Consider the following 25,587-nt stretch of genomic DNA (forward strand, 5'->3'; position numbering starts at 1 on the left):
CGGGCCTAACGCCCGCCCCCAGGAGGAACCACCGACGCGGGGGCAACATGCCGGCGATCCCTCCATCTCGTCAGCGTCCGGTATCAGCCCTTGGCGAGCGGCACCGCGACGAAGCGCGACTGGCCGCCGCTCTTCACCCGCATCAGGACGCTGTTCTTGTTGTCGTTCTTGGCCGCGGCCAGCGCGTCGCGGACGTCGCCCGCGGAGCTGACGTTCTTGCCGGCGACCTCGAGGATGACGTCGCCTTCCTTGAAGCCGCGCTCGGCCGCCGCGCTCTTCGGATCGACCTCGGTCACGACCACGCCTTCCTTGCCGGCGCCGGCCACGCTGTTCGCGGGCGCCACCGTCAGGCCGAGCTTCGGCACGTCGGTGCCGCGGGTCGGAGCGGAATTGTCTCCGCCGATATCGGCCTTCGCCTCGATGTTGTCGGGCAGCTTGCCGAGCGTCAGGTCGAGCGTCTTCTCCTGGCCCTTGTGCAGGACGTTGAGCTTGACCGCGGTGCCCGGTGCGATGCCGCCGATGGTGCGGGCGAGCTCGCGCGCATCCTTCACGGACTCGCCGTTGACCGCGGTGATGACGTCGCCGGACTGGACGCCGGCCTTGGCCGCCGGGCCGTTGGCCTGGGGCTCGGCGACCAGCGCGCCTTCCGCCTTCTTCATGCCGAGGCTGTCGGCGATGTCCTGCGTCACCGGCTGGATCTGGACGCCGATCCAGCCGCGGCTGACCGAGCCCTTGTCCTTCAGCTGGGCGACGACGTTCTTCACGGTCGAGGCCGGGATCGAGAACGCGATGCCGACGCTGCCGCCGGAGGGCGAATAGATCGCGGTGTTCACGCCGACCACGTCGCCGTCGACGTTGAAGGCGGGGCCGCCGGAGTTGCCCTTGTTCACGGGCGCGTCGATCTGGATGAAGTCGTCATACGGACCGTTGCCGATATCGCGGCCCATCGCCGAAACGATACCCGCCGTCACCGTGCCGCCGAGGCCGAAGGGGTTGCCGACCGCCAGCACCCAGTCGCCGATCCGCGGCTTGCCGTCCGCGAGCTTCGCATAGGGGAAGTTCGAGCCGCCCTCGATCTTGATCAAGGCCACATCGGTGCGCTGGTCGGTGCCGATCACCTTGGCGCTGTAGGTCTTGCCGTCGTCGGTCGTGACCTCGACCTTGCTGGCGCCGTCGACCACGTGATTGTTGGTCACGGCATAACCGTCAGCCGAGATGAAGAAGCCGGAGCCCTGCCCCGTGATCTGGCGGCGACCATTGCCGCGCATGCCCGGGAAGCCGTCCGGACCGCCGAAGCGGCGGAAGAAGCGCTCCATCGGCGAGCCCGGCTGGAACGGCGTGTCGTCGTCGCCGCTGCTGCTGTCGTCCTTGGCGACCTTCTCGTTGATGTTGACCTTGACCGAGATCACCGAGGGCTTCACCCGCTCGACGATGTCGGCAAAGCCGATCGGACGGGCGACCTTGCTCACCTCATTGGCGACCTGCGCATGGGCCGGGCTCGAGAACAGGTCCGCCGGACCGCTCGACGGGCTCAGCCCATAGGCGGCGACACCGAGACCCGCCACCACGGACGCCATCAGCGCGAATTTGCGCGCCGAGAACAGCGACCCGCGCTGCTTACGATAGGATGGGAGGGACGAGAGATCGGTCGGACGGTCGGTCATGCGGCTCTTCTCCAGGAAGGGAAACTTTTGACGCGCTGAGATGAAGCAGCGTTCGGGTCTGAAAATGGGGCCTCCCGCCTTACGGCGTGCTGGCGGCCGCGTTAAACTTCTGTAATGGACGGACACAGACCTGCGGCAGAATGGCGCAGGCCGGGAATCCTTGTCCAGCCTGCAGAGGCGGCGATCGCAGATCCAACTAAGCTGCTGATCCGCCAGATATTTTCTGATAGAATTCATAGACATCGGTCGGGCGGATCGCCAAGGCTGACCACCTCTCTCATGCTGACGCACGGGAGGCCCGCATGAGCATGGACGTCACTCTGCCCGACGACTTGGGCGAGTTCATCAAAGCGAAGGTTTCGAGCGGCCGCTATGCTTCGGCAAGCGAGGTGGTGCGAGAAGCACTTCGGCTCATGCAGCAAGCGGAAGAGGCCCGCCTCTCCTTTCTCCGCAATGCATCGGCCGAGGGATTGGCGAGCGGCGATGCCGGAGCCGCCGACTTTGGAAACATCAAGGACGAAGCGCGGCAGTCCTTAAGGGGCCCAGGTAAATAAGTGTGAGAGGTTCGTCTCTCCCAGCTTGCGCACAGAGACCTTGTGGAGATCTGGCGTCGCATTGCCGTGGAAAACGGGCCGGCTACGCCGATCACTGGATTGATCGCATCCAGAGCCGAACACGGCCGCTGACGTCGCGCAAATCCGCCTACCGCACTGGTCCGATTCACATTTCAAACAGCAATGGCTTCAGGACATAGGCCCGCCGCCTCGCGGCGCGTTGCGCGCCCGAGCTTTGCGTCAATGTCGCCCTCTTTGACGCAGAGGGCGCAGGGAAGGCCGGGAGCTCGCCGCCCCCATGGCCCCCGTGCGAATGAAATGCACGGGGCAGGAACCACAGGTTCGGCCGAGACATCCCGGCCTTCCCTGCGCGATGGTGTTAACGTTTATACGTGCTCTCCCCGGGGACCGGCTGTCTTGCCCCCGTCGCCCGCGCGCTCGTCATGAACAGCGCGAACTTGGCATCAGCACCGGGATGCCAGGACCACACGATTTCACGTCCGCGTCCTGCCGTTCGCCCGCGAAGTCAAAACTCCGCTGCGGCCTGCCCGCGTCCATCGCATTCCGTTGCCAACGTCCGTGACGATCGCGATACGTCCCTCAGCGGAACGGAACGGGCGAAGGATACGGCTGATTTGGGGACAGCGCCAAGCGATTTATGTTTTTCCGAAGGGCTTGACGGGATTTGAAAAGGTGGAGGTGGTTTGCCCGGCGGACAGCCGTTAGGGGGCTGTTTTGGCTCGACCTGTCAAATTCCGATACGTACATTTAGATTTGATACAATCGCGGTCTGGGAATCACAGCGATTCGTTTTTGCATAGCGAATAGCAAGCTCGGTTGAGAACGCGCGGAAGGGAGGCGGAAAGCCGGACCGAAAAGAGAGAATCAGGTACCGCTACGTTCTATTACCTCTCTCTAACGAGCACACCCATTGCGATACATCGATTCCGGCGACAGAAATCCGCAGCAGGCGCTTGGGCACTGGCTGCAAGCGGTGTTTAAGGCCGATGTCGTCGAGCTGCGTTGGCAATCAGGCTTCTTTAGTGCGGATGGGCTGCGGCCATTCGTTCCCTGCTTAACCCGACTTGCTGCAAGCAATTCGGTGGTGAGTGCCGTCGTAGGTTCAAACGACGGAGACACCCAGCAGGCCGACGTGGAGACACTCGTCTCCCTCATGGGATTGCCACGCTCAAAAGGTTCTCTGGGAGTTGTCAGCTACTCTGGGGCTTTCTTTCACCCTAAGACTTACCACCTTAAACGGAGTGACGGCAGCCAAGCGGCCTATGTGGGGTCGGCCAACCTTAGCTTGGCAGGTGTTGGTTCATTGCACGTCGAGGCGGGTCTGATCGTGGACACTCGCGACGGCGACGCTGCGGCTGTCCTCGACGAGATTGCGCGCGGGGTTGATGACTGGTTCACGACGGCGCGCGCCGGTTTCGAACGGGTTAAGTCTTCAGCTGACGTAAGCAAATTGGTAGCAGCGGGCGTACTGAGTGTCGCGCCGTCACCCTCCGCGGTTGCTCAAAAAGGTGGAGGCGGTGGCACCAAACCTGGTCGGCCGCGCCTGCAGCCTCTTGTTCGCTTCCCAGCCTTGCCGGGAAGTGCCGGCGCGACCAGCAAAACCACCTCCGCAGCAACCAAATCAGCCGCGCCTTCCTCGCCAGCGGCGCCGACCGGGTTGCCTGCTGTACCCCAAAATCCGCCTTATCCTTCGTACCTCCTCTTCGCGCCAGGGGCTACTGCTCCAACGTCAGGGGCAGCCGCACTATCGGGTGCCTCTTTGCCGGGGGGGTACACTGGCCTCATCGTTCGTCTTAACCGCGACAGCTCCCGTCATTGGAGGGGAGCCGGTGGAACGTCTAACATCAGCATCCCTGTTCCGACTGTCCAAGTGCTCCGCTTTGGTATTTTCCAAGGCAAAAGGCCGCGCCCGCGAGCCGAATTTCAGATTGAAATGCGATACGTTGGGCGCACGATGACGTTGAATGCGGACCCTACCGACACAAACGTAATGGCTTACGGCTTCAGCCCGGGTGACACAGGGCATGGTGATGTGCGGTTGGTCATACCCAAGCCACCTGCCGTGAGGCTCGCTGAACTTGTGCAGAGCAATTCACTGACGTTGCCTGCTGATGGCGACGTTGCATTCTTAGAGTGGCCTACGCAGCAGAGCCCAACATTCAAGCTGAGCTTGCTTCAACGACCCTCGCCCTTGTTTAGGTCCGCTACGCAAGCTTATGAGAAAGCCGCCTCGAACAACCAACTCGTGGGGCAGGGCGCTTGCTGGTTGACTCCAGGTCTTTCCCCGCCGTGGTGAGCTGTCCCAACTCTAGTGCTTCGATAACAAGATAAGCGTTTCAGCTCTGACCGCATTGTTGGCGTGATATCCGTACCGCTGGTAAGTTTGGAGCGGAACGGCCTCGTCGACCTTCCAGCCGACGCTTTGAGCGATGCTTACAAGATGGGCGGGCGTATTGATGTCGCGTTTCACTCCGCCGAGCACCGTATGATTGTGCCCTACGATCAGCCCATACCGGCCTCCACGCTTTAGGGTGCTCAGCACGGTCTGAAAGCTCTTTTGCATGGCCGCGAAATAGCGATACAGCAATATTGGAACTGCCTCCCTGCGAAATCCATCGCTCTTGCCTAAGGCACGTTGCAATTGCAGGCAGAATTCAAGCTCTTCTGCGGGGACATCGGACGCATTTGTCATAAGCACTTCGTGGAGAGTTTTTCGTCCCGTCCCCCGAACCTCTCGGCTGCCAATCAAGTCAGCTTCTAACCGCCCGATTTTATCAGGAGAAAGCAGTTCCAACCACACGAGCGACAGCCGTTGGGTGTCAATGTAAGGGAGCGCCATCGCGTATGGTGGGCTGGTAATGGCGGCGTCAAACTCTCGTCCAAAATCGCGCCGCGACGCAACATTGATGTCGCAGTTCTTCGCTAGTCCGGCTGTCGAACGCACGCCAAGCACCGCTTGCGCTGCCTCAAGCTTTTGAATTGCGCTGTCGCACGCGCTCAGGAACGCGGTCTTTAATGCGGTATCAGGTAGGGGCGATTCCCGCCGTCGTATCCGAAGATCATTGGGGTCTTGAAGGGAGTAGTCTCGCAGCAGATTGCTTGCAATGGTCAAGAAAATGGGAGCGAGCGGCCCAGCCGTGTCTTGGATCTTGGCCCTTAGGACTTCGATTTGCTGAAGCACAGTAGGTGTAAACCAAGATGCCAAGTAACGCTCACGCGCACCATCAGGGATTTTGATGTCCCATTTTTTGGTCTGATTGAGCCTCTTGGTTAGACTCGCTAGAATGTTCCAGAGTTCTGTGCTTGGGCATGCCAATGCTTGGAGTTTTGCGTTTGCAACATAAACAGCAAACGGATTGATGTCGAACCCATAGCCGCGAGCACCCAGGTGGGCACACTCCACCAGCGTAGTGCCGCTGCCACAAAATGGGTCGAGGACAGACGCGCCTGCGCGAACCCTGAAGATATTGAGCAATGCGCGGACAACCTGCGGATTGAACTTCCCCTTGTATTCGTGAAGGCCGTGCACGGAGTAGCGAGTAGCCTGTCGATTTTTGCCGGAACGCGCCGCAGTTTCGAGCTGGTGCTGTACCGTCTCGACATAATCAGGCCCGTGCAGAAACCCGGAGAAATACGTAAGGCGCTTGGCGGGCTCGGTAGCCGCACACTCCGAAAGCAAAACCGGACCATCGGTCTCCGACTTCATCGAGATATTTAGGAGCGCCAACACCTCGCGGGACGCGAGCTCCTTTTCATACGGAAGATATCGATATGAATGCCACGTCAACTGCATGATTAGCTCAGCCGGAACACTAGGATCGCCTCTGTTTTGATGTTTGCGTGTGAAAGATTAAATGATTTTCGACTTGATGAAAGAATTCGTTCAGTCACAAAGGTCTGGCGAAACCCTTTTGCCTCAGCAGCCTCACGTACGATTGCCGCATTGTCGATGATCTTGCCGTGAATCTTAGAGCGGCCCACGACAAAACAGGCATGGCCGCCGGGCACCATCAGCTTTTTGATCAACGCGAAGCTATCTGCCATTTGGCCTTCAAAATGCTCCGCCGTGTGGTGGTTCGTCTTGAAGAAATGAGCGCGAGCGCCAATTTCGCGGGACTTGACTGCGATGGGGTCGAACCCCAGCCACCACATGCGGTACTTGTGATAGAGCCAATACTCGTATGCGTTTGGATACGGTGGGGAAGTGACGACGAGGCCAATCTTCGCGCCAACGCGCTCTGCCGAAAGCGTGATTGTGTCTCCCTCGATCACGGTAGCTGGAGTGAGGGGGTAGTTACGCTGGGACAGCGCATCGATGATCCGAAGCGCGCTTCGATGGAAGCCAAGGAAAACATCCTTCTTACCCACGTCCTTTTCGACTGCGGCGTACCGAGTGTCGCTTTCCTGATTGGAGACGCGCACAATTATGCTGGATAAGGCGAGCCGCAGAAGGTCTCGGCAATCTTCATCTGCCTCGGTGATTGCCCGACCAAGCGCCGATATCGCCTTCTGCACTGGCTTGAGAAACCAGTGATCAAGGTTCGGAATATTCGGGACTGGCGCATCGTCGCCGATCTGAGCGTTTCTGAGCACCGCGTCGAGTACGCCACGTATTGACGGAGGCACGGCCGAAGTCTTCACGCGCGACATGAGACAGGCAATCGGATTTAGGTCCACCCCAAAGGAAGGAATTCCGGCCCTCTGGCTTTCGACCAGAGTGGTTCCACTGCCACAAAAGGGGTCGAGAATGGCGGTCCCCTTGGGAAGGGGCAGGCACTCAATGAGCGTGCGAGGTATCTCGGTTATGAACTTGGCCGGATACGGGTGAAGCCCTTCGATGTCACTATGAGACTTTCGGCTTCCAAAATTCCAATCGACCTGGGTCAGCTCTGGGCTGCCATGATCCTCATCCGAATGCCGCTTGGCAACCTCGATAGCCGACATGTCAAGTACCGCAGCCCGTTCCCCGTTTACCTGCCTGCGTCAGCAAAGCTTGGAATTCTATAGCCCATCCCTCGGATGATGCTGATGTGCCTCGGGAGTTTTCCCCCTTTGAATCAAAGCGCGCCCCCTCGGGTGGAGTAGGGCGCCGCTTCGCACTTATTGCCGTTCCCGGAACATGAGTCCGCCGAATCAGGAAGTCAAGCAAAGGTATTGCGGAAGAAGCAAGACAGTTCGCGTGGCTAGCTATGAGGGGGCTTTGGGTTGAAAGACACCCAGGCAAGTTGGCGCTGAGCTTGCGTCGGCGGTGGACGCAGCCCCGAGCCTATATGAGCGGTTCACGTTGGTCTTGCGCGCGAGGATAGCGCCGCCATCCTCGTTATAAGTCTGTCGGAAGACGCTTGCACACACATGCTCGACCACCGCGCGCAACCCTAAGGAAGCGCTACGTGCTGCCGCGACTATACACAGCGACCCAAAGGAGGCTGCAAGTGGCCATTGTCCGCCTGCCGCATATCCTTTCAGAAATACAAAAACCTGCTACAAAGGCCGTGTAGCGAAATCGAAATTTCGCTGGTTTTTCAGTTAGAAAGCTCAGGTGAGGCGGTTCCCACCCAACTGCACCAGCGGCTATATTCTCAACATGTAGCGCGGCTTAGCCGCAGGCGTAAGCCGCCGCGCGGCAGTCACGGTCGATCATGGCGGATTACGCTGCGCTAATCCGCCCTACTCTCATTTCGCAGATTGCAAGCGACCCGCCTGTCGCAAGTGAAGCTGTCGTGGCCGGCAGAGTCTTTGCGGCCATCCTTCGAGACGCCCGCCTCCGGCGGGCTCCTCGGGATGAGGACTTTCTGCGCGGCGACATCTCAGACCCTCATGGTGAGGAGCGCCGCTTGCGGCGCGTCTCCGGACGATGCTTCGCATCGCCTCGAGAACCATGAGGCCCGGAAGCGCCCGCCCCTCAGCTCGCCTTGACGCTCACGATGAACGCATCCACCTCGCGCTTCAGCGTCTCGGCCTGCTGTGACAGCTCGACCGCCGCGTCGCGGGCGTCGTTGGCCATCTTGCCGGTTTCGGCCGAGGTCGAGGTGATCTGGGCGATGTGGTTGGAGACGTCGAGGGTGCCGCGCGCGGCCTCCTGGACGCTCTTGGAGATGTCCTGGGTGGCGTTGCGCTGCTGCGAGGTGTCGACCTCGATGCCGGACATGATCGCGCTGATCTCCGACAGCGTGGTGGAGATGCCGTCGATGGCGCCGCGGGTCTCGGCGGTGATGCCCTGGATGCTGGCGACATGCGCGGAGATCTCGTCGGTCGCCTTGCTGGTCTGGTCGGCGAGGTTCTTCACCTCGGAGGCCACGACCGAAAAGCCCTTGCCGGCCTCGCCGGCCCGCGCCGCCTCGATGGTGGCGTTGAGCGCCAAAAGGTTGGTCTGCGAGGCGATCGCCTGCACCAGCTGCACCACGGCGCCGATCTTCTCGGCGGCGTCGGAGAGCGAGTGGATCGTGTCCTTGCTCTTCTCGGCCTGGGCGGCGGCGCCTTCGGCGCGCTGGGTGGCATCGGAGACGCGCCGGCTGATCGTGCCGATCGACTGCGTCATCTCCTCGGTCGAGCCCGCGACCGTCTGCACGCTGCGATTGGCGTGGCTGGCCGCAGCGGCCACCGCGTTGGCCTTGGTCGAGGTGTCGTTGGCGGCGCGCGACAGCGTCTCCGCGTTGCTCTTCAGCCTGATCGCCGAGGACGCGACGCTGCCGACGACGCCAGCCACCATGTCGTTGAAGGTCTCGATGCGACCGCCGAGATAGCGGGAGCGCTCGCCCTGGCGCTGCGCCTCCTGGCGTTCGCGCTCGGCCAGGCGCTGCCGCTCCATGCCGTTGGTCTTGAACACTTCCAGCGCACCCGCGAGCAGGCCGATCTCGTTGGACAGGCCGAGGCCGGGAATGCGGGTGTCGAACTTCTGGTCGGCGACGTCACGCATCGCGCTCACCATCGCGGCGAGCGGGCGCAGGATGCCGTTCTGCACGGCCGCATAGGTCGCAAGGCACACGATGCTGGCGAACACGGCGATGACGGCGCAGGCGAGGAGGAAATAGGAGAAGGCCGATTGCGCCTGCTGATAGATCAGCATGGCGTGGTCGCGGGCCGGTCCGCTCAAGGCGGCGAAATCCGACGACAGGCTGGTGATGTGATTGTTGAGGTAGAGCACCGCGATGAAGCCGGTGCCGCCGCCGATCGCCAGCAGGAACAGAAGAGACGCCACGACGCCTCCCACCAGGACGCGGATCGTCAGATTGCTGTTCGAGAACATCGGCTTTGCTCAGTCACCACAGGGAAGGACTGCCAGCAAAGTTTCAGAGAAAGGTAAAATAAGCGGTAAGCTCCATCCCGTGGCGAATGCGGATGGACAGGCTGCAGCGCCGTTATATTTCCACGAAAATACCGTTCAGGCCGCAGGCGGCGGCGGCCCGGCCGACATCAGCGCGGCCAGCCGCGCCTCCTCCTCCGCGCTGAGCCCCGGTGCGGAGGTGCCTGCGCGCCGTCCGCGCCGCCTCACCTGCAGCCACAGCGCGAGGCCGCCACCCAGCAATACCAGCGGCGGCAGCAGCCAGAGCAGCAGCGTCTCCCGCTCGAAGCGCGGCTTCAGCAGGACGAACTGGCCGTAGCGGGCCACCAGGAAATCGATCACCTGGTTGTCGTTGTCGCCGGCGGCGATGCGCTCGCGCACCAGGAGCCTGAGGTCGCGCGCCAGCGGCGCCTCGGAATCGTCGATCGACTGGTTCTGGCAGACCATGCAGCGCAATTCGCGCGACAAATTGCGCGCGCGCGCCTCCTTGGCCGGATCGGCCATGATCTCGTCCGGCTGCACGGCGTGCACCGCCGGCGATATCGCCAGGGCGAGCAACAGAATCGCTGCGCTGAGAAGTCGCCGCATCGCCCTACTCCGCCGGCTGAAGCCCGCGCAGGCTGCGCGCAGGCTGCGGCGCGCCGACGCGCAGGCGGCGGTCGGACAGCGACAACAGGCCGCCGAAGGCCATCAGCACCGGACCGAACCAGATCAGCGCCACGAGCGGCTTGTGATAGGCGCGCACGGCGATGCCGCCGTCGGGGGTGGCATCACCGAGCGAGAGGTAGAGCTGGCTGACGCCGCGCGTCATCAGCGCGGCCTCGCTCGTCGACATCCCGCGCGTGGTGAAGCTGCGCTTGGACGGCGCCATCACGCCGATGGGCTTGCCATCGAGGCTCACCGTGAACTTGCTCACGACCTCGTTGTAGTTCGGCCCCTGCCGCTGCGACATGCCGTCGAATTTGAGCTCGTAGCCCGCCAGCCCCCGGACGTCGCCCGGGCGCAGCGTGCCGATGAATTCGCTGTTCCAGGTGGTCTCGCAGACCACGCCGATCAGCGCGACGCCGAGCCCGGCATGGGCGAAGGCGGTGCCCCACATCGCCCGCGGCAGGCCGCGCGCCCGATGCAGCGAGATCCTTGCCGGCAGCCGGAACAGGCCGAGGCGCTCGGCGAGATCGACCGCGGCGCCGGCGATGACGAAGATCGCAAGCCCGATCGCCAGCGGGGCCAGCGCACTGCCGCCGCGGGCCCAGGCCCAGGCGATGGCGACCGCAACCAGGGCCGCGATGCCGGCCGCCAGCAGGCGCTGGGCGGCGCCGACGAGGTCGCCGCGCTTCCAGGCCAGCATCGGCCCGAACGGGACGGCGACCAGAAGCGGCACGAACAAGGGACCGAAGGTGAGGTTGAAGAACGGCGCACCGACCGAGATCTTCTCGCCGGTGAGCACCTCCAGCGCGAGCGGATAGAGCGTGCCCACGAACACGGTGGCACAGGCCGTGGTCAGCAGCAGGTTGTTGAGCACCAGCGCGCCCTCGCGGGAGATCGGCGCGAACAGCCCGCCCTGCTTCAGCGAGGACGCCCGCCCCGCGAACAGGGTCAGGCTGCCGCCGATGAAGACGCAGAGGATCAGCAGGATGAACACGCCGCGGGTCGGGTCGGTGGCGAAGGCATGCACCGAGGTCAACACGCCCGAGCGCACCAGGAAAGTGCCGAGCAGGGACAGCGAGAAGGTCAGGATCGAGAGCAGGATGGTCCAGACCTTCAGCGCGTTGCGCTTCTCCATCACCAGCGCCGAATGCAACAGCGCGGTGCCGGCCAGCCAGGGCATCAGCGAGGCGTTCTCGACCGGATCCCAGAACCACCAGCCGCCCCAGCCGAGCTCGTAATAGGCCCAATAGGAGCCCATCGCGATGCCGAGGGTGAGGAAGATCCAGGCCAGCAAGGTCCAGGGCCGCACCCAGCGCGCCCAGGCGGCGTCGATCCGGCCCTCGAGCAAGGCGGCGATGGCAAAGGAGAACGAGATCGAGAAGCCGACATAGCCGAGATAGAGCATCGGCGGATGCACGGCGAGGCCGATGTCCTGCAGGATGGGATTGAGATCGCGGCCCTCGAGCGGGGGATTGGCCAGCCGCGCGAACGGGTTCGAGGTGGTCAGGATGAAGAGATAGAAGGCGCTGGCGATCCAGGCCTGCACCGCGAGCGCCCGCGCCCGCAACGACAGCGGCAGATTGTTGCCGAAGGCTGCGACCAGGCCGCCGAACAGCGCCAGGATCGACACCCACAACAGCATCGAGCCCTCGTGGTTGCCCCAGACGCCGGTGATCTTGTAGATCAGCGGCTTCATCGAGTGCGAGTTCTCGAACACGTTGGCGACTGAGAAGTCCGAGATCACGTGCAGCGTGACCAGCGCCACGAACGAGCCGCCGGCAAACACCAACTGCGCCAGGGCGGCGGCGCGCGCGACGTTCATCAGCGCCGGATCGCGCAGGCGCGCCCCGATCAACGGCACGACGGATTGGATCAGGGCAAGGCCCAGCGCCAGCACCAGCGCATAATGTCCGCTCTCGGCGATCACTCCGTCGCTCCCGTCGCCGTGGCCGTCGCGCTGCGCTCGGCGCCGTCGCGCATCGAGACCGGGCCGGGCTTGGCCGGGCGCGGCTTGCCGTAATCGTCCTTCCAGTGCCCCTGCTTCTTCAGGGCATCGGCGACTTCCTTGGGCATGTAGGTCTCGTCATGCTTGGCGAGCACGGTGTCGGCCTTGAACACGCCGCCGGCATCGAGCGCGCCTTCGGCGATCACGCCCTGCCCTTCGCGGAACAGGTCCGGCAGAATGCCTTTGTAGGAGACGGGGAGCTTGGCGCCGCCGTCGGCGACCTCGAAGGTTACCGCGAGGTCCTGACCGCGGACCAGCGAGCCCGGCTGCACCAGGCCGCCGAGCCGGAAACGCGTGCCGGGCGCGACATGCTTTTCCGCGACCATGGTCGGGGTCGAGAAGAACACGATGGAATCGCGCAGCGCGCTGAGCACCAGCGCCGCCGCAACCGCAAGCACGGCGAGCGCGCCGCCGATGATCGTCAACCGCCTTTGTTTCCGCGTCATCCCGTCATCCTGACCGCAGGGAGCCCCCTGCTCATCCATCCAACCCGAACGTCTTGGCGCCCTCGTTGAGCTGCCGCAAACGCGTCTCGTCGTTGGCGACCGCCTGGCGGGCATCCGACAATGCGCTCCTGGCCTTGTCGAGATCGCCCATCACCATATAGGCGCGCACCAGCCGCAACCATCCGTCAACGTCGTCCCCGTTCTGCTTCAAGCGGGTGGCGAGGCGATCCACCATGCCACGGATCATCGCCTCGCGATCGCCCTCTTTCATGTTCTTGGCCGCCGCCATGGCCTCGGCAGGCAGCGCCGGGGCCTCGACGCCCGCAGGAGGTTGGCCCGCCGGAGGCTGGCCGCCGCCGACGCGGCCGAGCGAGGCCGTCACCAAGGGGCGCCACGGCGCATCGGCCGGCGCCTTGGCGAGCATCGCCCGCCAGATCGCGCCGGCATCCGCCTTGCGCCCGTCCTGCTCGGCCGCAAGGCCCAGGAAATAATTCGCCTTCGGCTCGTCGGCGTCGAGCGCATGCGCCCGCTCGAGCTCGGTCTTGGCGTCAGCCGTGACCACTCCGCCGGCGGTCGCGATGAGAACTTCGCCGAGATCGGCCCGGAGCGCGGCCTTGTCGCCGCCGTAAGTGATGGCGTTGCGATAGGCGCGGATTGCGTCGTCAGAGCGGCCGAGTCGGGCCAGCACTGGGGCCAGCACGCTCCAGCCCCGCGCGTCGGTCGGGCTGGACTGCAGATGCTGCTCGACCTGCGCCACCAGCGCCTCCAGCGGCTGGGAGCCGCCCGGCTGGCTGCTGCGGGCGGCCAGCGGAAAATCCGGCAGCTGCGGCGAGCCGAGCGGCAGATAGACCGCGAGCGCGACGATCGGCAGGCCGACCAGCGCCAGCACGGCGGCCGTGCGGCGCATGCCGACGCTCTTGCCGGCCGGCTGTGCCTCGTCCTGGTCTGCGGCCGCAAGCAGGCGGCGGCCGATCTCGACACGGGCCGCCTCCGCCTCGGTCTTGCCGATCAGCCCGGTGGACAGATCGCGCTCGATTTCCGCCAGCTGGTCCTTGTAGACAGCAACCTCCTGCCCGGCGGCGCTGCGCGCGCCGAGCCCCAAAGGCAACAGGACGGCAAAGATCGCCGCGGCCGTCATCAGCGCGAACACGAACCAAGGGGTCATCGGGCAGAGTTCCAGGCGGCGCTCACCGGCAAGCGCCGTGCGCCGCTTTTAGCCAGCGCCGCTCCTTGCGGCAATTCACAATTGGCCGCTTGGTACCCCGGCAGACGGAGGCGAAAAACTCAGGATCACTACGTAGTTAGGCCACCTCGAACGCGCAGCTTTTGGCGACGACGTCGCCCCGCGAGTTCAGCGCCATCAGGCAGTAGGTTCCCGGCCCGACCGACTCGGGGAGCCTCATGCGCACCGCCCCCACCGGCATCCGCGAGGTGATCGTGACGACGGGATCAGCCAGTTGCGCGCCGCTCGCGTCGATCAGCACGACCTTGGCCTTCACCATGAGATTGCGATACGTAGCTGCAACAACTCGATTCTCGAGCTCGACGAAATTCAAAATGGAAATCATGGACGTAATCGAATGAACAAATGAAATGATATAATCGACCGTACGCGCGAAGCTGCGCGACGGTCAACCGGTAATTGTACCAGTCGATCTCGTACTAATTATCGTGGACGAATCCTTAACCGGCGCGTGAAGTCTTGCGCTCACCGCTCGCCGCATTCTCGGCGGCCCGGCTCATCAGCGCGGCATAATCCTGGCCGAACAGCACGCCGCAGAACTTGATCGCGGCGTTGACCTGCGACTGCCTGTAGGCCCGCGCCCTGGCATCGCCGCTGCGCAGCGATTGCACCAGCGCCTCAGTTGCCTTCTCGACATATTGCTGCAGGTCGGAATAGGTGCGCAGCGTCACCTCGTTGATCGCAAGCTCGCTGGCATAGGTGCGGCAGACCGCGACGAACTCGATCAGCGCGGCGACTTCCTCGACCTCGCTGCCATCCACGCCGGCGCCGGGCGGAATGTCCTTGTCGGCGCGCTGGCGCAGGATGCGCCGGACGCGGCCCGGGACACTGTCGATCTCGGACTGCAAGGCGTTGGAGATGTCGGCCCGGATCGCGGTCAGCTGCTTGCCCCAGGTCGATTCGCTGCGCAGATCGAGCTCGGTGCGCAGGCCGCGGACGCCGTCGTGCAAGGTCTTCAACGTGTCGCCGAGATTGGCGAAATGGCCGCGCCTGATATCGGCGCGCAGTCCCGCGGCGAGATTGGCCAGATCGTACAGCGCCATCGTGACGGCAACGCCATAGGGCGTGGCTGCGACCCGGATCTCGTCATCGGAGGCGGCGATCTTGATCGCAAGCCGGATGATCTGCCACGGCGCGACCAGCCGCTGCGTCACCATCGACAGCGCGAAGGGAAGCATCTGCGGGGTCTGCAGCGAGGGCACGTTGATGGCGTCGGTCACCGAGGCGATCTGGGAATCGCCGAGGGCGCGGATCATGCCGGGCAGCCGGCCATTGAGGCCGTCGAGGGCTTCGCGGTTCTGCAGGACGAGCGCGATCGGCAACAGGTCCTCGATCACGGTCGGCGTCCCGATCCGGGCCAGCGCCCGCTGCCGGTCGCCGGTCGCGTTCGGCCCGACCAGCTTCATCAACGCCTCGGCAGCCGCGAGCTGCAGCTTCCGCGCGGCCATGTCGGCCTCGCGTGAATTCTCGCCGTGGGCGGAGATGGCGTCCTCGTAGTCACGGGTCTTGTCCGGCGCGCCTTCGCGCCCCAGCCACAGCCACACCGGCATCAGCGAGGACTTGCGGATCTGTCCGGGCCTGACGGCCCCGCTGGCTTCGGTCAGAAACGGCTCGATCGGCCGGAACAGGCGGCGCGGCGCATCGCCGCTCTCGCGCGGCTCAGCAGCCGGCGCCGGCTTGGCAGACGCGACATGAGCCTCGGTCCGAATCACCTTGCGCAACTGCTCGAGCACCAGTGTCGCGACCGCCACATCCTGGCCACGCTCGATCGCACGCTCGAATTCCCGCATCAGCAGCGCCTGCGCCTGCGGCGGCAGCTGCCCGAGATAGTCCCTTAAGCGTTCGTGAGCTGTCTGACCCATGCGCCGGCATGCATTTCAACGTAGGCGGCGCGCCAAACGCGTCCCCGTCCCGCTCAACATAGGGGGAGCGATGTTAAGAACCCCTTTAGGGTGGCAAATTTCGCCGGCCTCGGCCTCAGATCGCCGGCAGCTTCAACTCGGCCCGCAAGCCGCCGATCGGCGCGTCGGACAGGGTCAGACTCCCGCCATAGAGCGCCGCCAGATCGCTGACGATCGACAGCCCCAGCCCGGAGCCCGGCTTGGACTCGTCCAACCGCTGGCCGCGGCGCGAGACCTGGGCGCGCTCGGCCGCCGACAGCCCGCGCCCGTCATCGTCGACGACGATCCGCAGCATCGGAGCGGCCCCTGCTTGCGCGGGCGGCATGAGCGCGGCTTCGATCGAGACCCGCGAGGTCGCCCATTTGCAGGCATTGTCGACCAGGTTGCCGGCCATCTCTTCGAGGTCCTGCCGTTCGCCGCGAAACCTGGCCTGCGGATCGGCGGTCGCCTCCACGACGATGCCGCGCTCGCGATGGATCTTTTCCATGGTTCGCCTGAGCGCCTCGATCGTCGGCGCCACCTCGGTGACCGTGCCGACGATGGTGACGCGCGCCGCCAGCCGCGCCCGCTCGAGATGATGAGCGACCTGGTCGCGCATCACATCGGCCTGCTCCATCACCTTGGTCGCGAACGGATCGGCACGATGCACGGCGGCTTCGTTTACGATCACCGACAGCGGCGTCTTGATCGCATGGGCGAGATTGCCGACATGGGTGCGGGCACGCTCGACGATCTCCCGGTTGGCGTCCAGCAGCGCATTGGTCTCGCGCGCCAGCGGCGCGATCTCGACCGGAAACTCGCCCTCCAGCCGCTCCGCCCGCCCGGATCGGATGTCCGCGATGCCTTCGGAAATCCGCTTCAAGGGCGCGAGGCCATAACGGACCTGAAACAGCGTGGTGAGCAGCAGCACGATGCCGAGCGCGGTGAACGTGCCGCCGAGGTAATAGTCGAAGCTCCTGGTCTCGTCGAAGATCTCCGAGGCGTCGCCGGCGACGCTGACCAGGAACTTGCCGTCCGCGCCGAGATCGACCGGACGCTCGACCATGCGCAGCTCCTGGTTCTCGGGCCCTTCGACATAGCCGATCCGAATGCCGGCCGCGGACAGCTCAATGCCCTCGTCCTCCAGCTTCGGCAGTTTCTTGTCCCACAGCGAGCGCGAGGCGCGCACGTCCGGCTTGTCGCTATCCGTGCGCGTGATCTGCCAGTACCAGCCGGACAGCGGCAGCTCGAACAGCGGCTCGCCCAAGGACTGGAACTGGCGGTCCGGCGGGTCGTCGGGAGTCGCCACTTCCGCGATCAAGGTGCGGAGATAAAGGTTGAGACGGCGATCGAAGGCCCGTTCGGTGGCGTTGCGGTAGACCGACGACAGCACGATCCCGGTGATCGCGAGGATCACCACGAGCCACGCGGTCGCGGACAGGAACAGCCGGGTGGCGAGCGAACTTTGGCGCATGGCGGCAAATTAGCGGAAGGTCTCGTGTTCGGCCACCCGCGACGGCAGGCCGCTCGCGCCCGGCTCAGCTGCTCGGCGAGGATGGCGGCGGGGTCAGGAGATAGCCGAGACCGCGCACGGTCTGGATCACGTCGACGTCGAGCTTCTTTCTGATGCGGCCGACGAACACCTCGATCGTGTTTGAGTCGCGGTCGAAGTCCTGGTCGTAAAGATGTTCGACCAGCTCGCTGCGCGACACCACGCGGCCGACATGGTGCATCAGATATTGCAACAGGCGGTACTCGTGCGAGGTCATCTTGACCGGATTGCCGGAGACCGTGACCTTGTTGGTGCGGGTGTCGAGGGTCACCGGGCCGCAGGTCAGCTCGCTCTGGGCATGGCCGGCAGAGCGCCGCAACAGCGCGCGGATGCGCGCCAGCACCTCCTCCATATGAAACGGCTTGGCGACATAATCGTCGGCGCCCGCATCGAAGCCCTGGACCTTGTCGCTCCAGCGATCGCGCGCGGTGAGAATCAACACCGGCATCGAGCGACCGTTGCGACGCCAGGCTTCGAGCACCGAAATGCCGTCCATCTTGGGCAGGCCGATATCGAGCACGATGGCATCGTAGGGCTCGCTGTCGCCCAGATAGTGACCTTCTTCACCATCGAAGGCGCGATCGACCACGTAACCCGCATCGGTCAGCGCCGCCGTGAGCTGGCGATTGAGATCCGGGTCGTCCTCGACAACGAGCAGGCGCACGCTTGCCTCCAGAGGTGAACTGCACGATTTCGTGCCTTCAAGATGAGCCGGAACGCCGTGAACCGTCCATGAACGGAACCGTGTCGCCGACCTTACTTTTTGGTCATCAAAGCCGCAGCGCAGGTTCGGCCCGGCCAGCGTGCAAAGATATTGGAGGGTATAGACGTTGGATGAGGCATTGGGGAAGCCCGCACCCTGGGTGAGGTGCCGACGGCGCACTGCGCGACGGGGCTCAGATCGCAAGGGGCGAGGTTCCGGACGCCAACTTGCGCTCTATTGGGCTTGGGCTTGCACCCGCCTCGGCTGCCGGCTGGCGGATGCCACATGCGGCAGCGCCGGTAGCCCGACGCCGCCGCCTGCTCGCTCAGGTGTGGAAGAACACGAACCAGATCAGGCCGAGGATCAACAAAGCCAGTCCAGTCGAAATGGCCAGCATCGCGAAAACCGACGGACCAGGCTCGCCCTGCCAGGCCTCGGTCGGGGTTTCGACGATCTGCGACTGTCGTCTCGTGGCCATGACGCTCAGCTCCATGGTATCTGCAAGGTGTATCAGCAAAAGGCGATTTTCGTCGTTATGCCCGGTGCAACGTCCCATGCCAGACGATGTTCCGGCTCCCCGGCAGCCTGCGACGACCGGTTAACGCCGATGCAAAATTCGGCTTGCCGCGTTGCTTGAATCCGGGAGGCCGGGTGTTATCCTTTCGGACCGTCATTGCTGCGATCGGTCAAATCGTCGAGTTTGGAGTCACCCAGTTCGGAGTAGGTCATGGCCCCGCGCGCCAATTGGAAGGGTTTTCTGCGCCTGTCGCTCGTGACCTGTCCGGTCGCGCTTTATCCGGCGACGTCGGAATCCGAAAAGGTCGCGTTCAACCAGATCAACCGCAAGACCGGCCATCGGATCAAATATTCCAAGGTCGACGCGGAGACCGGCGAAGAGGTCGCCAACGAGGACATCGTCAAGGGCTACAAGGTCGACACCGATACCTATATCGAGGTGACCAAGGACGAGCTCGAGGACGTCGCGCTGGAATCCACCCATACGATCGAGATCGACGAGTTCGTGCCACGCAGCGAGATCGACAATCGCTATCTGATCCGCCCCTATTATCTGGTCCCCGACGGCAAGGTCGGCCATGACGCCTTCGCCGTGATCCGCGAGACCATCAGCAGCATGAACAAGGTTGCAATCGGCCGCATCGTGCTGACCAACCGCGAACACATCATTGCGTTGGAGCCGCTCGGCAAAGGGCTGATGGGGACGCTGCTGCGCTACCCCTACGAGGTTCGCAATGAGCAGGACTATTTCGACGACATCCAGGATGTGAAGATCACCAAGGACATGCTCGATCTCGCCAAGCACATCGTCGAGCGGAAGTCGGCCGATTTCGAACCGGAGAAGTTCGAGGATCATTACGAGACGGCGCTGATCGACCTGATCAACAAGAAGCGCAGCGGTATGACGATCACGGCCAAGGCGGCGCCCAAGACCAGCGGCAATGTCATCAACCTGATGGATGCGCTCAAGCGCAGCCTCGCCGGCACAGACCAAGCGGCGGCGGTCGCAGCGCCCAAGGAAACGCCCGTTGCGAAGTCCAAGGCCAAGCGGACGAAGAAGCGGGTCGAAGGTCAGCGCGAGATGCTGCTGCCGATCAGCGGCAAGAAGGCCAAGGAAACAGAGAAGCAGGCCGAGAAGCAGGAGACGAAGAAGTCCGAAAAACCGGTCCGCAGCACGACGCGAACCAGGAAGGTCAGCTGAGGTCCCTCCTCTCCCCGCGAGCCGCTCGATCTTACTTGAGCGAGCTGTTGACCGAGGAGAACTTGCCGCTCAGCGTCGTGCCCATGCCGTTGACGGCGGCCAGAATGACGATGCTGAGCATCCCAGCAATGATCGCATACTCGATCGAAGTGGCAGCGGCCCGATCCTCGAAGAACTTCGCAATCATCTCGCGCATGCCAGGCTCCGGTCGGCGGGTCAAAATCGTCTTACGTCATTCTGGGACGTACAAATGAAGGGGCTTCGAGTCGATGGACCCTCGGAGATCGGGTTGAAAAATAGGTTAATTCGATCGAATAGACCGGCCAATATTGCCAAGATTCCGCGACATCCGCACGCCGATCGCACCTGCATGATCTGGGTCAAAGGCGTCTCGAACCAGTGGCTTATGGATGACGTTCCCGATCCAATTTGTGGCCCATGACCGCTCCCGATACCTCACGTCCGCAGCTCCGCATCCGAAGCGTCGCCCTGGATACGGGGCGCGAAAACGTCGTGGTGATTTCACGCCGGTCCAGGGCGCTGCGGCCCGAGGTCTTCCGCGGCTTCAGCCGCGTCGAGCTGCGCTGCAATTCGCGCGTCCTGCTCGCCACGCTCCTGATCACGGACGATGACGGCCTGGTCGGGCCCGACGAAATCGGCCTGTCCGAACCAGCGCTGCGCCGCTTTGCCGAGCCGGTCGGCACCCTCGCGAGCGTTTCGCCCGCTACACCTCCCGAGAGCCTGGAAGCCGTCCGCGCCAAGATCCGCGGTGAGACCTTCAGCGACAAGGCCATTGCCTCCGTCATTGAGGACCTCTGCCATTACCGCTACTCGGACATGGAGATCGCAGCCTTCCTGATCGGCTCCGCGAGCTTCATGACCTCGGGCGAACTGCTGGCATTGACCGGCGCCATGGCCAGCGCCGGCACGCAGCTGAAATGGAACGCGCCCATCGTCGTCGACAAGCATTGCATCGGCGGCATTCCGGGCAACCGCACATCGATGGTCGTGGTGCCGATCGTCGCCGCCCATGGCCTCCCGATCCCGAAGACATCATCGCGGGCGATCACATCGCCGGCCGGGACCGCCGACACGATGGAAGTGCTTGCACGGGTCAATGTCAGCGCCGAGGAAATGAAATCGATCGTCGCCGCCTGCAACGGCTGCCTGATCTGGGGCGGTCACGTGAACCTGTCGCCGGCGGATGACATCCTGATCTCGGTCGAGCGTCCGCTTAGCCTGGACACCCGCGAGCAGATGGTCGCCTCGATCATGTCCAAGAAGCTTGCCGCCGGCTCCACGCATCTGTTGGTCGACCTGCCGGTCGGGCCGACCGCCAAGCTGACCAGCGGCGCGGAGGCGATGCGGCTGCGCAAGCTGTTCGAGTTCGTCGGGGGCCGCTTCGGCATCGCGGTCGAGGTGATCACGACCGATGGCCGCCAGCCGATCGGCAACGGGATCGGCCCGGTGCTGGAGGCGAGAGACGTGATGGCCGTGCTGGCCAATGATCCGGCGGCGCCGGCCGATCTCCGGGAGAAGTCGCTGCGGCTCGCCGCGCATCTGCTCGAATACGACCCGCAATTGCGCGGCGGCGCCGGCTACGGTCGCGCGCGCGACCTGCTCGACAGCGGCGCGGCCATGAAGCAGATGCAGAAGATCATCGACGCGCAGGGGCCGCCGGAATGCCAGAGCCGGCTCGGCGATCTTGCCTTCGACGTCAAGGCCGAGCGCGACGGCGTCATCAGCGCGATCGACTGCCTGCAGCTGAACCGGCTGGCGCGCACCGCCGGCGCCCCGATCAACAAGGGCGCCGGCATCCGCCTGTTCAAGAAGATCGGCGACAGTGTCGAGCAGGGCGAGCCGCTTTATCGCGTGTTCACCTGCGATCCCTCGGAGCATGATCTCGCCGCCGCGGCGGCCAAAGCAGCCGACGGCTATACGCTGGGTCCGTCGCCGTTCCTCGACGGCGGCACACGGTGATGGCGAGCGACGATTCGGAGCGCAAATTATGAGCGTCACATTGCGGTTTTGCGGCGCAGCGCACACCGTGACCGGTGCCTGCTATCTCCTGCAAACGGATGCCGGTCGTTTTCTCGTCGATTGCGGCCTGTTCCAGGGCCAGAAAACGCTCAAGGAGTTGAACTACGGCGACTTCCCGTTCCGCCCTTCCGACATCGACGCCGTGCTGCTGACGCACGCCCATATCGACCACAGCGGCCTGGTCCCGAAGCTGGTGAAGGACGGCTTCCGCGGACGCATCCTGGCGACGCGCGGCACCATCGATCTCTGCTCCTACATGCTGCCGGACGCCGGCAACATTCAGGAACAGGAGGTGCTCGCACTCAACCGCCGCAACGCCGCGCGCGGCCGTCCCGAGGTGAGCCCGATCTATACCCAGGCCGACGCGGTGGCTGCGATGCGCGCCTTCCAAGCGGTCGACTATGAAAGCTGGACCGACGTCATCCCCGGTGTGCGAGCCCGCTACTGGAATGCCGGCCACCTGCTCGGCTCCGCCTCGATCGAGATCGAGATTGCGGGTGAAGGCGCTGACGGCTCACCGCTACGGCTGCTCGTGTCAGGCGACATCGGCCCCGATGCCAAGCTGCTGCAGCCCGATCCGCAGGCGCCGGCGGGGTTCGACTACGTCCTCTCGGAATCCACCTATGGCGACCGCACCCGCGAGCGCACGACGCCGGAGCTGCGGCGCGAGCGGCTCGCCGCGGAGGTGCGCGACGCCGCGGCGGCGAAGGGCGCGCTGCTGATCCCGGCCTTCGCGGTCGAGCGCACCCAGGAGCTGATCGTCGATCTCGTCGCGCTCATGGACAGCGGCGCGATCGCGCCGGCTCCAATCTTCCTGGACTCGCCGCTGGCGATCCGTGCCACCGAGGTGTTCCGGCAGCATGCCGCAAGCCTCGACAGCAGCATCGATGTCAGCCGCCTGCTCTCCTCGCCGCATCTGCGCTTCACCGAGACGGTCGACGAAAGCAAGGCGATCGCGAAACTCACCGGCTTCCACATCATCATCGCCGCAAGCGGCATGTGCGATGCGGGCCGCATCCGTCATCACCTGAAGCGCTGGCTCTGGAACAGCCATGCCACCGTGCTCCTGGTCGGCTATCAGGCGCGCGGCACGCTCGGCCGCTTCCTGCAGGACGGCGTCAAGGCGGTACGCATCCAGGGCGAAGAGATCAGGGTCGCCGCGCGCATCCGCATGCTGGACGACTACTCCGGTCACGCCGACAGTGCCGAGGTCGCACGCTGGATCGCAGCGCGCCGTCCCATCGGCCGCGGCCTGTTCCTGGTCCATGGCGAAGACGCCGCGATTTCCGGACTTGCGGCGCGCGTGGCCGAGCGGATCCTTCCCTCGGCAAAACTGTTCGAGCCGCTGCTCGACGACGTCTATGAGCTCACAACCGCGGTGCCGATGCCGCTCGACGTCGCCCACCGCCGCCGGCTCGCGCCGGAGGCGGTCACCCGGCTGGACTGGCACAACGACATGTCGGAGCTCATGCTCGACATCAACGCGCGCATCGAGCAGGCCGCCGACGACCGCGCCCGCGGCGTCATCGTCCGCCGGCTGCGGCGGGCGCTGGAAGGCACCTAATCTTCATCAGGGGTGGTGGCGGTGAAAGCCAATTGGCAGTCAGCCAATCAGCCTGTCGTAGGCGGCATGCGAGCCGATCCAGAACCAGAGCAATCCGTCCTCGACTTCGACTGCGAGCGCCCGGTACTGCAGACCGACACGGACTGACCAGTAGTTACCGACCTTCTTGAGATGCAGGGAGGGATGGCGCGGATCACGTTTGAGGAGGTCGAAATTCTCATCAGCAAGCCGTCGAACTGCTGACGGCAGCGCCTCATACGCCGCCCAGAACCTCTGGGAGGCGCGGTGTTTCACAAGTCCCGGGAGCGGCCAGTGCGGTGCTCCGCAAGCGCGTCCGCCGCCAACGCATCAAGTCTGCCGGCACGGGCGTCGCGCTCGATCCTGGCATCAAAGTTGCGTGCCTCAAACGCCTCAAACCACGCCCGAAACCGTACGAGCTCAGCGGGAGCGAGCTGTTCCACGGCCTTTTCGATCTCTTCAGCGGTTGTCATGCCACATCGATACCACGCAACACCGTGTCAGAGAAGCCCGGCAGCCGCTCGCTGAGCCTGCGCCCCCGCTACTCCGCCATCTCGATGGCCTCCGGCCGCGCGGCTGGCCCGGCGAGCGGCCGCTCTTCCATCAGGATCATGCAGACAGCGGCACAGCCCAGCATGGCAGTGGCCGCACCGAAGACGAAGCGGAAGGCGTGGACCATGTCGGCTTCCGCGATGCCGCTGACCGAGCCGCTCGCGCCCTCGGCCAGCGAGACATCCGCGCCCAACACCGTCAACAGGATGGCGCCGAAGGCCGCCACGGTGAAGGAGCACATCATGGCGCGGAAGAAGTTCATTCCGCCCGTGATGGTGCCGATCTGCGAACGCGGCACCGCATTCTGCAGCGACACGACGCAGATCGGAAACGGCGTACCGAGGCCGATGCCGAACACCGAGAGCAGCAGCAGCAGCATCCAGAGCGATGGGGTCGTGAGCGTCATGACGGCAGCCGCCACGGTCGCGACCAGGGTGCCGAAGATCGCGACGCGCTTATAGTGCTTGACCCGCGCCATGGTGCGGCCGGCAACGGCCGCGCCCAGCGTGGAGATCGCCGCCAGCGGAATGAGCCCGAGCCCGGCTTCGCTGGCGGACAGGTGGTAGACCACTTCGTAATAGAGCGGAAGGTACACCGTGAGCCCGATCATGGCACCGAGCGCGCAGCCGCTCGTCAACAGGCCGTAAGGCACGACCGTGCCGCCGATCAGGGACAAGGGAAGGAACGGCTCGGCCGCGCGGCGCGCATGCCAGACGAAGACGAGCGCCAGCGCCACCGCGGTGCCGATCATGGCCAGGAGGGTCGGCGACAGCCAGGCGAGCTTATGGCCGCCCCAGGTGAGGACCAGCATGAACACCACGGCGGACCCCATCAGCAACAGGCCGCCGGCCCAATCCACCTTACGCATGCGGTGATAGACGGGGATCCGCGCCATGTTCGGCAGCAGCAGCGCGAGCGCCCCGATCGCAAGCGGCAGATTGATCCAGAAGATCATCGACCAGTGCAGGTGGTCGGCGAAGAAGCCGCCGATCACCGGCCCGAGCAGGCCGGCCACCATCCAGACGCTGCTGAAATAGGCCTGGTACTGGCCGCGCTCGCGCGGGCTGACCACGTCCGAAATGACCGTCTGCACCACCGGCATGATGCCGCCGCCACCGAGCCCCTGCAGGCCGCGGGCAAGGATCAGGACCGGCATGCTCGGCGCCAGCGCACAGACCACGGAACCCGCGATGAACAAAGTGAGCGAAGTGATGATCATGGCGCGGCGGCCATAGATATCGCTCAAGGTGCCGAACACCGGGGCCACCGCAGTGGACGCCAGGAGGTAGGCGGTGATGACCCAGGACAGGTTGGCGACGTCCTGGAACTCGCGGCCGATGGTCGGCAGCGCCGTGGCCACGATGGTCTGGTCGAGCGCGGCCAGGAACATCGTGAGCAGCAGGCTCATGATGATGGTGCGAACCTCGGCCCGGGTCAGCGGCGCCTGTGGCGCGATCGACGGCGCGTCCTCGATCGCCTGCATCTGCGGCGGCAACGCCGGCAATTCGGCGGCGATCTCTTCGGGCACGGAAGTGGCGGCGGCAGGATAGCGGCTCTGCCGTTCAAACTTGTTCATGGGAATAATGTTGTCCGGCGCGCGATGGGCACCGCGAAGATTCGCTGAGCAGCCAATGATCTAAGGGATAAGTTTCCCTCGCGGCAGCGGCTCTTGCGCATGGCCGCATGCCTGCACCGGGC

21 protein-coding genes are annotated in these 25,587 nt (G+C 64.4%); 5 read left to right on the forward strand and 16 right to left on the reverse strand.

Annotated elements, in window-relative coordinates:
• Positions 1-83: 83 nt before the first annotated feature.
• Positions 84-1,664, reverse strand: a complete 1,581-nt coding sequence (locus QX034_RS02055; RefSeq protein ID WP_316194954.1) for a Do family serine endopeptidase — start codon at positions 1,662-1,664, stop codon at positions 84-86.
• A 302-nt stretch (positions 1,665-1,966) separates the two neighbouring features.
• Between QX034_RS02055 and QX034_RS02060 the strand changes: the two genes are divergently transcribed.
• The gene (locus tag QX034_RS02060) at positions 1,967-2,218 is read left to right on the forward strand and encodes a type II toxin-antitoxin system ParD family antitoxin (RefSeq protein ID WP_316194955.1); all 252 of its coding nucleotides are present in this window, start codon (positions 1,967-1,969) and stop codon (positions 2,216-2,218) included.
• 994 nt (positions 2,219-3,212) lie between these two features.
• A complete protein-coding gene (locus tag QX034_RS33965; RefSeq protein ID WP_410050928.1) occupies positions 3,213-4,535 on the forward strand; it encodes a phospholipase D family protein in 1,323 nt (440 codons plus the stop codon).
• Between the two features lie 12 nt (positions 4,536-4,547).
• On the opposite strand, the gene QX034_RS02065 is transcribed toward QX034_RS33965, so the two are convergent.
• From QX034_RS02065 to QX034_RS02120, 12 genes are all read right to left on the reverse strand, one after another.
• Positions 4,548-6,032: a TRM11 family SAM-dependent methyltransferase gene (locus QX034_RS02065; protein WP_316194957.1), complete on the reverse strand. Its 1,485-nt coding sequence runs from the start codon at positions 6,030-6,032 to the stop codon at positions 4,548-4,550.
• Positions 6,033-6,034: 2 nt separating this feature from the next.
• The gene (locus QX034_RS02070) at positions 6,035-7,183 is read right to left on the reverse strand and encodes a DNA methyltransferase (protein WP_316194959.1); all 1,149 of its coding nucleotides are present in this window, start codon (positions 7,181-7,183) and stop codon (positions 6,035-6,037) included.
• A 958-nt stretch (positions 7,184-8,141) separates the two neighbouring features.
• Positions 8,142-9,485 carry a methyl-accepting chemotaxis protein gene (locus QX034_RS02075; protein ID WP_315807391.1) on the reverse strand — a complete coding sequence of 448 codons (1,344 nt, stop codon included), beginning with the start codon at positions 9,483-9,485 and terminating at the stop codon, positions 8,142-8,144.
• A gap of 135 nt (positions 9,486-9,620) precedes the next feature.
• On the reverse strand, positions 9,621-10,109 hold the full coding sequence (locus QX034_RS02080; protein WP_315807392.1) for a cytochrome c-type biogenesis protein: 489 nt from the start codon (positions 10,107-10,109) through the stop codon (positions 9,621-9,623).
• A gap of 4 nt (positions 10,110-10,113) precedes the next feature.
• The gene (locus tag QX034_RS02085; RefSeq protein ID WP_315807393.1) at positions 10,114-12,096 is read right to left on the reverse strand and encodes a heme lyase CcmF/NrfE family subunit; all 1,983 of its coding nucleotides are present in this window, start codon (positions 12,094-12,096) and stop codon (positions 10,114-10,116) included.
• Positions 12,093-12,620, reverse strand: coding sequence for a cytochrome c maturation protein CcmE (ccmE, locus tag QX034_RS02090; RefSeq protein ID WP_315707369.1), 528 nt, complete (start codon positions 12,618-12,620; stop codon positions 12,093-12,095). Before ccmE ends, QX034_RS02085 begins: the two co-directional genes overlap by 4 nt.
• Before the next feature lie 31 nt (positions 12,621-12,651).
• Positions 12,652-13,785 (reverse strand): c-type cytochrome biogenesis protein CcmI, encoded by a 1,134-nt coding sequence (ccmI, locus tag QX034_RS02095; RefSeq protein WP_316194961.1) that lies wholly within the window; start codon positions 13,783-13,785, stop codon positions 12,652-12,654.
• A gap of 136 nt (positions 13,786-13,921) precedes the next feature.
• Positions 13,922-14,176 (reverse strand): hypothetical protein, encoded by a 255-nt coding sequence (locus tag QX034_RS02100; protein ID WP_315707367.1) that lies wholly within the window; start codon positions 14,174-14,176, stop codon positions 13,922-13,924.
• Positions 14,177-14,303: 127 nt separating this feature from the next.
• Positions 14,304-15,725: a hypothetical protein gene (locus QX034_RS02105; RefSeq protein WP_315707366.1), complete on the reverse strand. Its 1,422-nt coding sequence runs from the start codon at positions 15,723-15,725 to the stop codon at positions 14,304-14,306.
• 115 nt (positions 15,726-15,840) lie between these two features.
• Positions 15,841-17,217, reverse strand: a complete 1,377-nt coding sequence (locus QX034_RS02110; protein ID WP_315707365.1) for a sensor histidine kinase — start codon at positions 17,215-17,217, stop codon at positions 15,841-15,843.
• 64 nt (positions 17,218-17,281) lie between these two features.
• Positions 17,282-17,959, reverse strand: coding sequence for a response regulator transcription factor (locus QX034_RS02115; protein WP_315707364.1), 678 nt, complete (start codon positions 17,957-17,959; stop codon positions 17,282-17,284).
• 364 nt (positions 17,960-18,323) lie between these two features.
• The gene (locus QX034_RS02120) at positions 18,324-18,476 is read right to left on the reverse strand and encodes a hypothetical protein (RefSeq protein WP_315729552.1); all 153 of its coding nucleotides are present in this window, start codon (positions 18,474-18,476) and stop codon (positions 18,324-18,326) included.
• 249 nt (positions 18,477-18,725) lie between these two features.
• Between QX034_RS02120 and QX034_RS02125 the strand changes: the two genes are divergently transcribed.
• A complete protein-coding gene (locus QX034_RS02125) occupies positions 18,726-19,715 on the forward strand; it encodes a Ku protein (protein WP_315729553.1) in 990 nt (329 codons plus the stop codon).
• A 31-nt stretch (positions 19,716-19,746) separates the two neighbouring features.
• On the opposite strand, the gene QX034_RS02130 is transcribed toward QX034_RS02125, so the two are convergent.
• Positions 19,747-19,911, reverse strand: coding sequence for a Flp family type IVb pilin (locus QX034_RS02130; protein ID WP_315707361.1), 165 nt, complete (start codon positions 19,909-19,911; stop codon positions 19,747-19,749).
• 242 nt (positions 19,912-20,153) lie between these two features.
• Here QX034_RS02130 and QX034_RS02135 point away from each other — a divergent pair, with 242 nt between their 5' ends.
• Together QX034_RS02135 and QX034_RS02140 are read left to right on the forward strand one after the other, a co-directional pair.
• Positions 20,154-21,695, forward strand: coding sequence for a thymidine phosphorylase family protein (locus QX034_RS02135; protein ID WP_315729554.1), 1,542 nt, complete (start codon positions 20,154-20,156; stop codon positions 21,693-21,695).
• A gap of 28 nt (positions 21,696-21,723) precedes the next feature.
• Positions 21,724-23,319 carry an MBL fold metallo-hydrolase gene (locus QX034_RS02140; RefSeq protein WP_315765776.1) on the forward strand — a complete coding sequence of 532 codons (1,596 nt, stop codon included), beginning with the start codon at positions 21,724-21,726 and terminating at the stop codon, positions 23,317-23,319.
• 39 nt (positions 23,320-23,358) lie between these two features.
• On the opposite strand, the gene QX034_RS02145 is transcribed toward QX034_RS02140, so the two are convergent.
• Together QX034_RS02145 and QX034_RS02150 are read right to left on the reverse strand one after the other, a co-directional pair.
• Positions 23,359-23,613: a hypothetical protein gene (locus QX034_RS02145; RefSeq protein WP_315768048.1), complete on the reverse strand. Its 255-nt coding sequence runs from the start codon at positions 23,611-23,613 to the stop codon at positions 23,359-23,361.
• Between the two features lie 265 nt (positions 23,614-23,878).
• Positions 23,879-25,465 carry an MDR family MFS transporter gene (locus QX034_RS02150; protein WP_315707356.1) on the reverse strand — a complete coding sequence of 529 codons (1,587 nt, stop codon included), beginning with the start codon at positions 25,463-25,465 and terminating at the stop codon, positions 23,879-23,881.
• Between the last annotated feature and the right edge of the window lie 122 nt (positions 25,466-25,587).

Origin of the sequence: Bradyrhizobium sp. SZCCHNR3119, from assembly GCF_032487775.1 — a bacterium.
Taxonomy (GTDB): domain Bacteria; phylum Pseudomonadota; class Alphaproteobacteria; order Rhizobiales; family Xanthobacteraceae; genus Bradyrhizobium.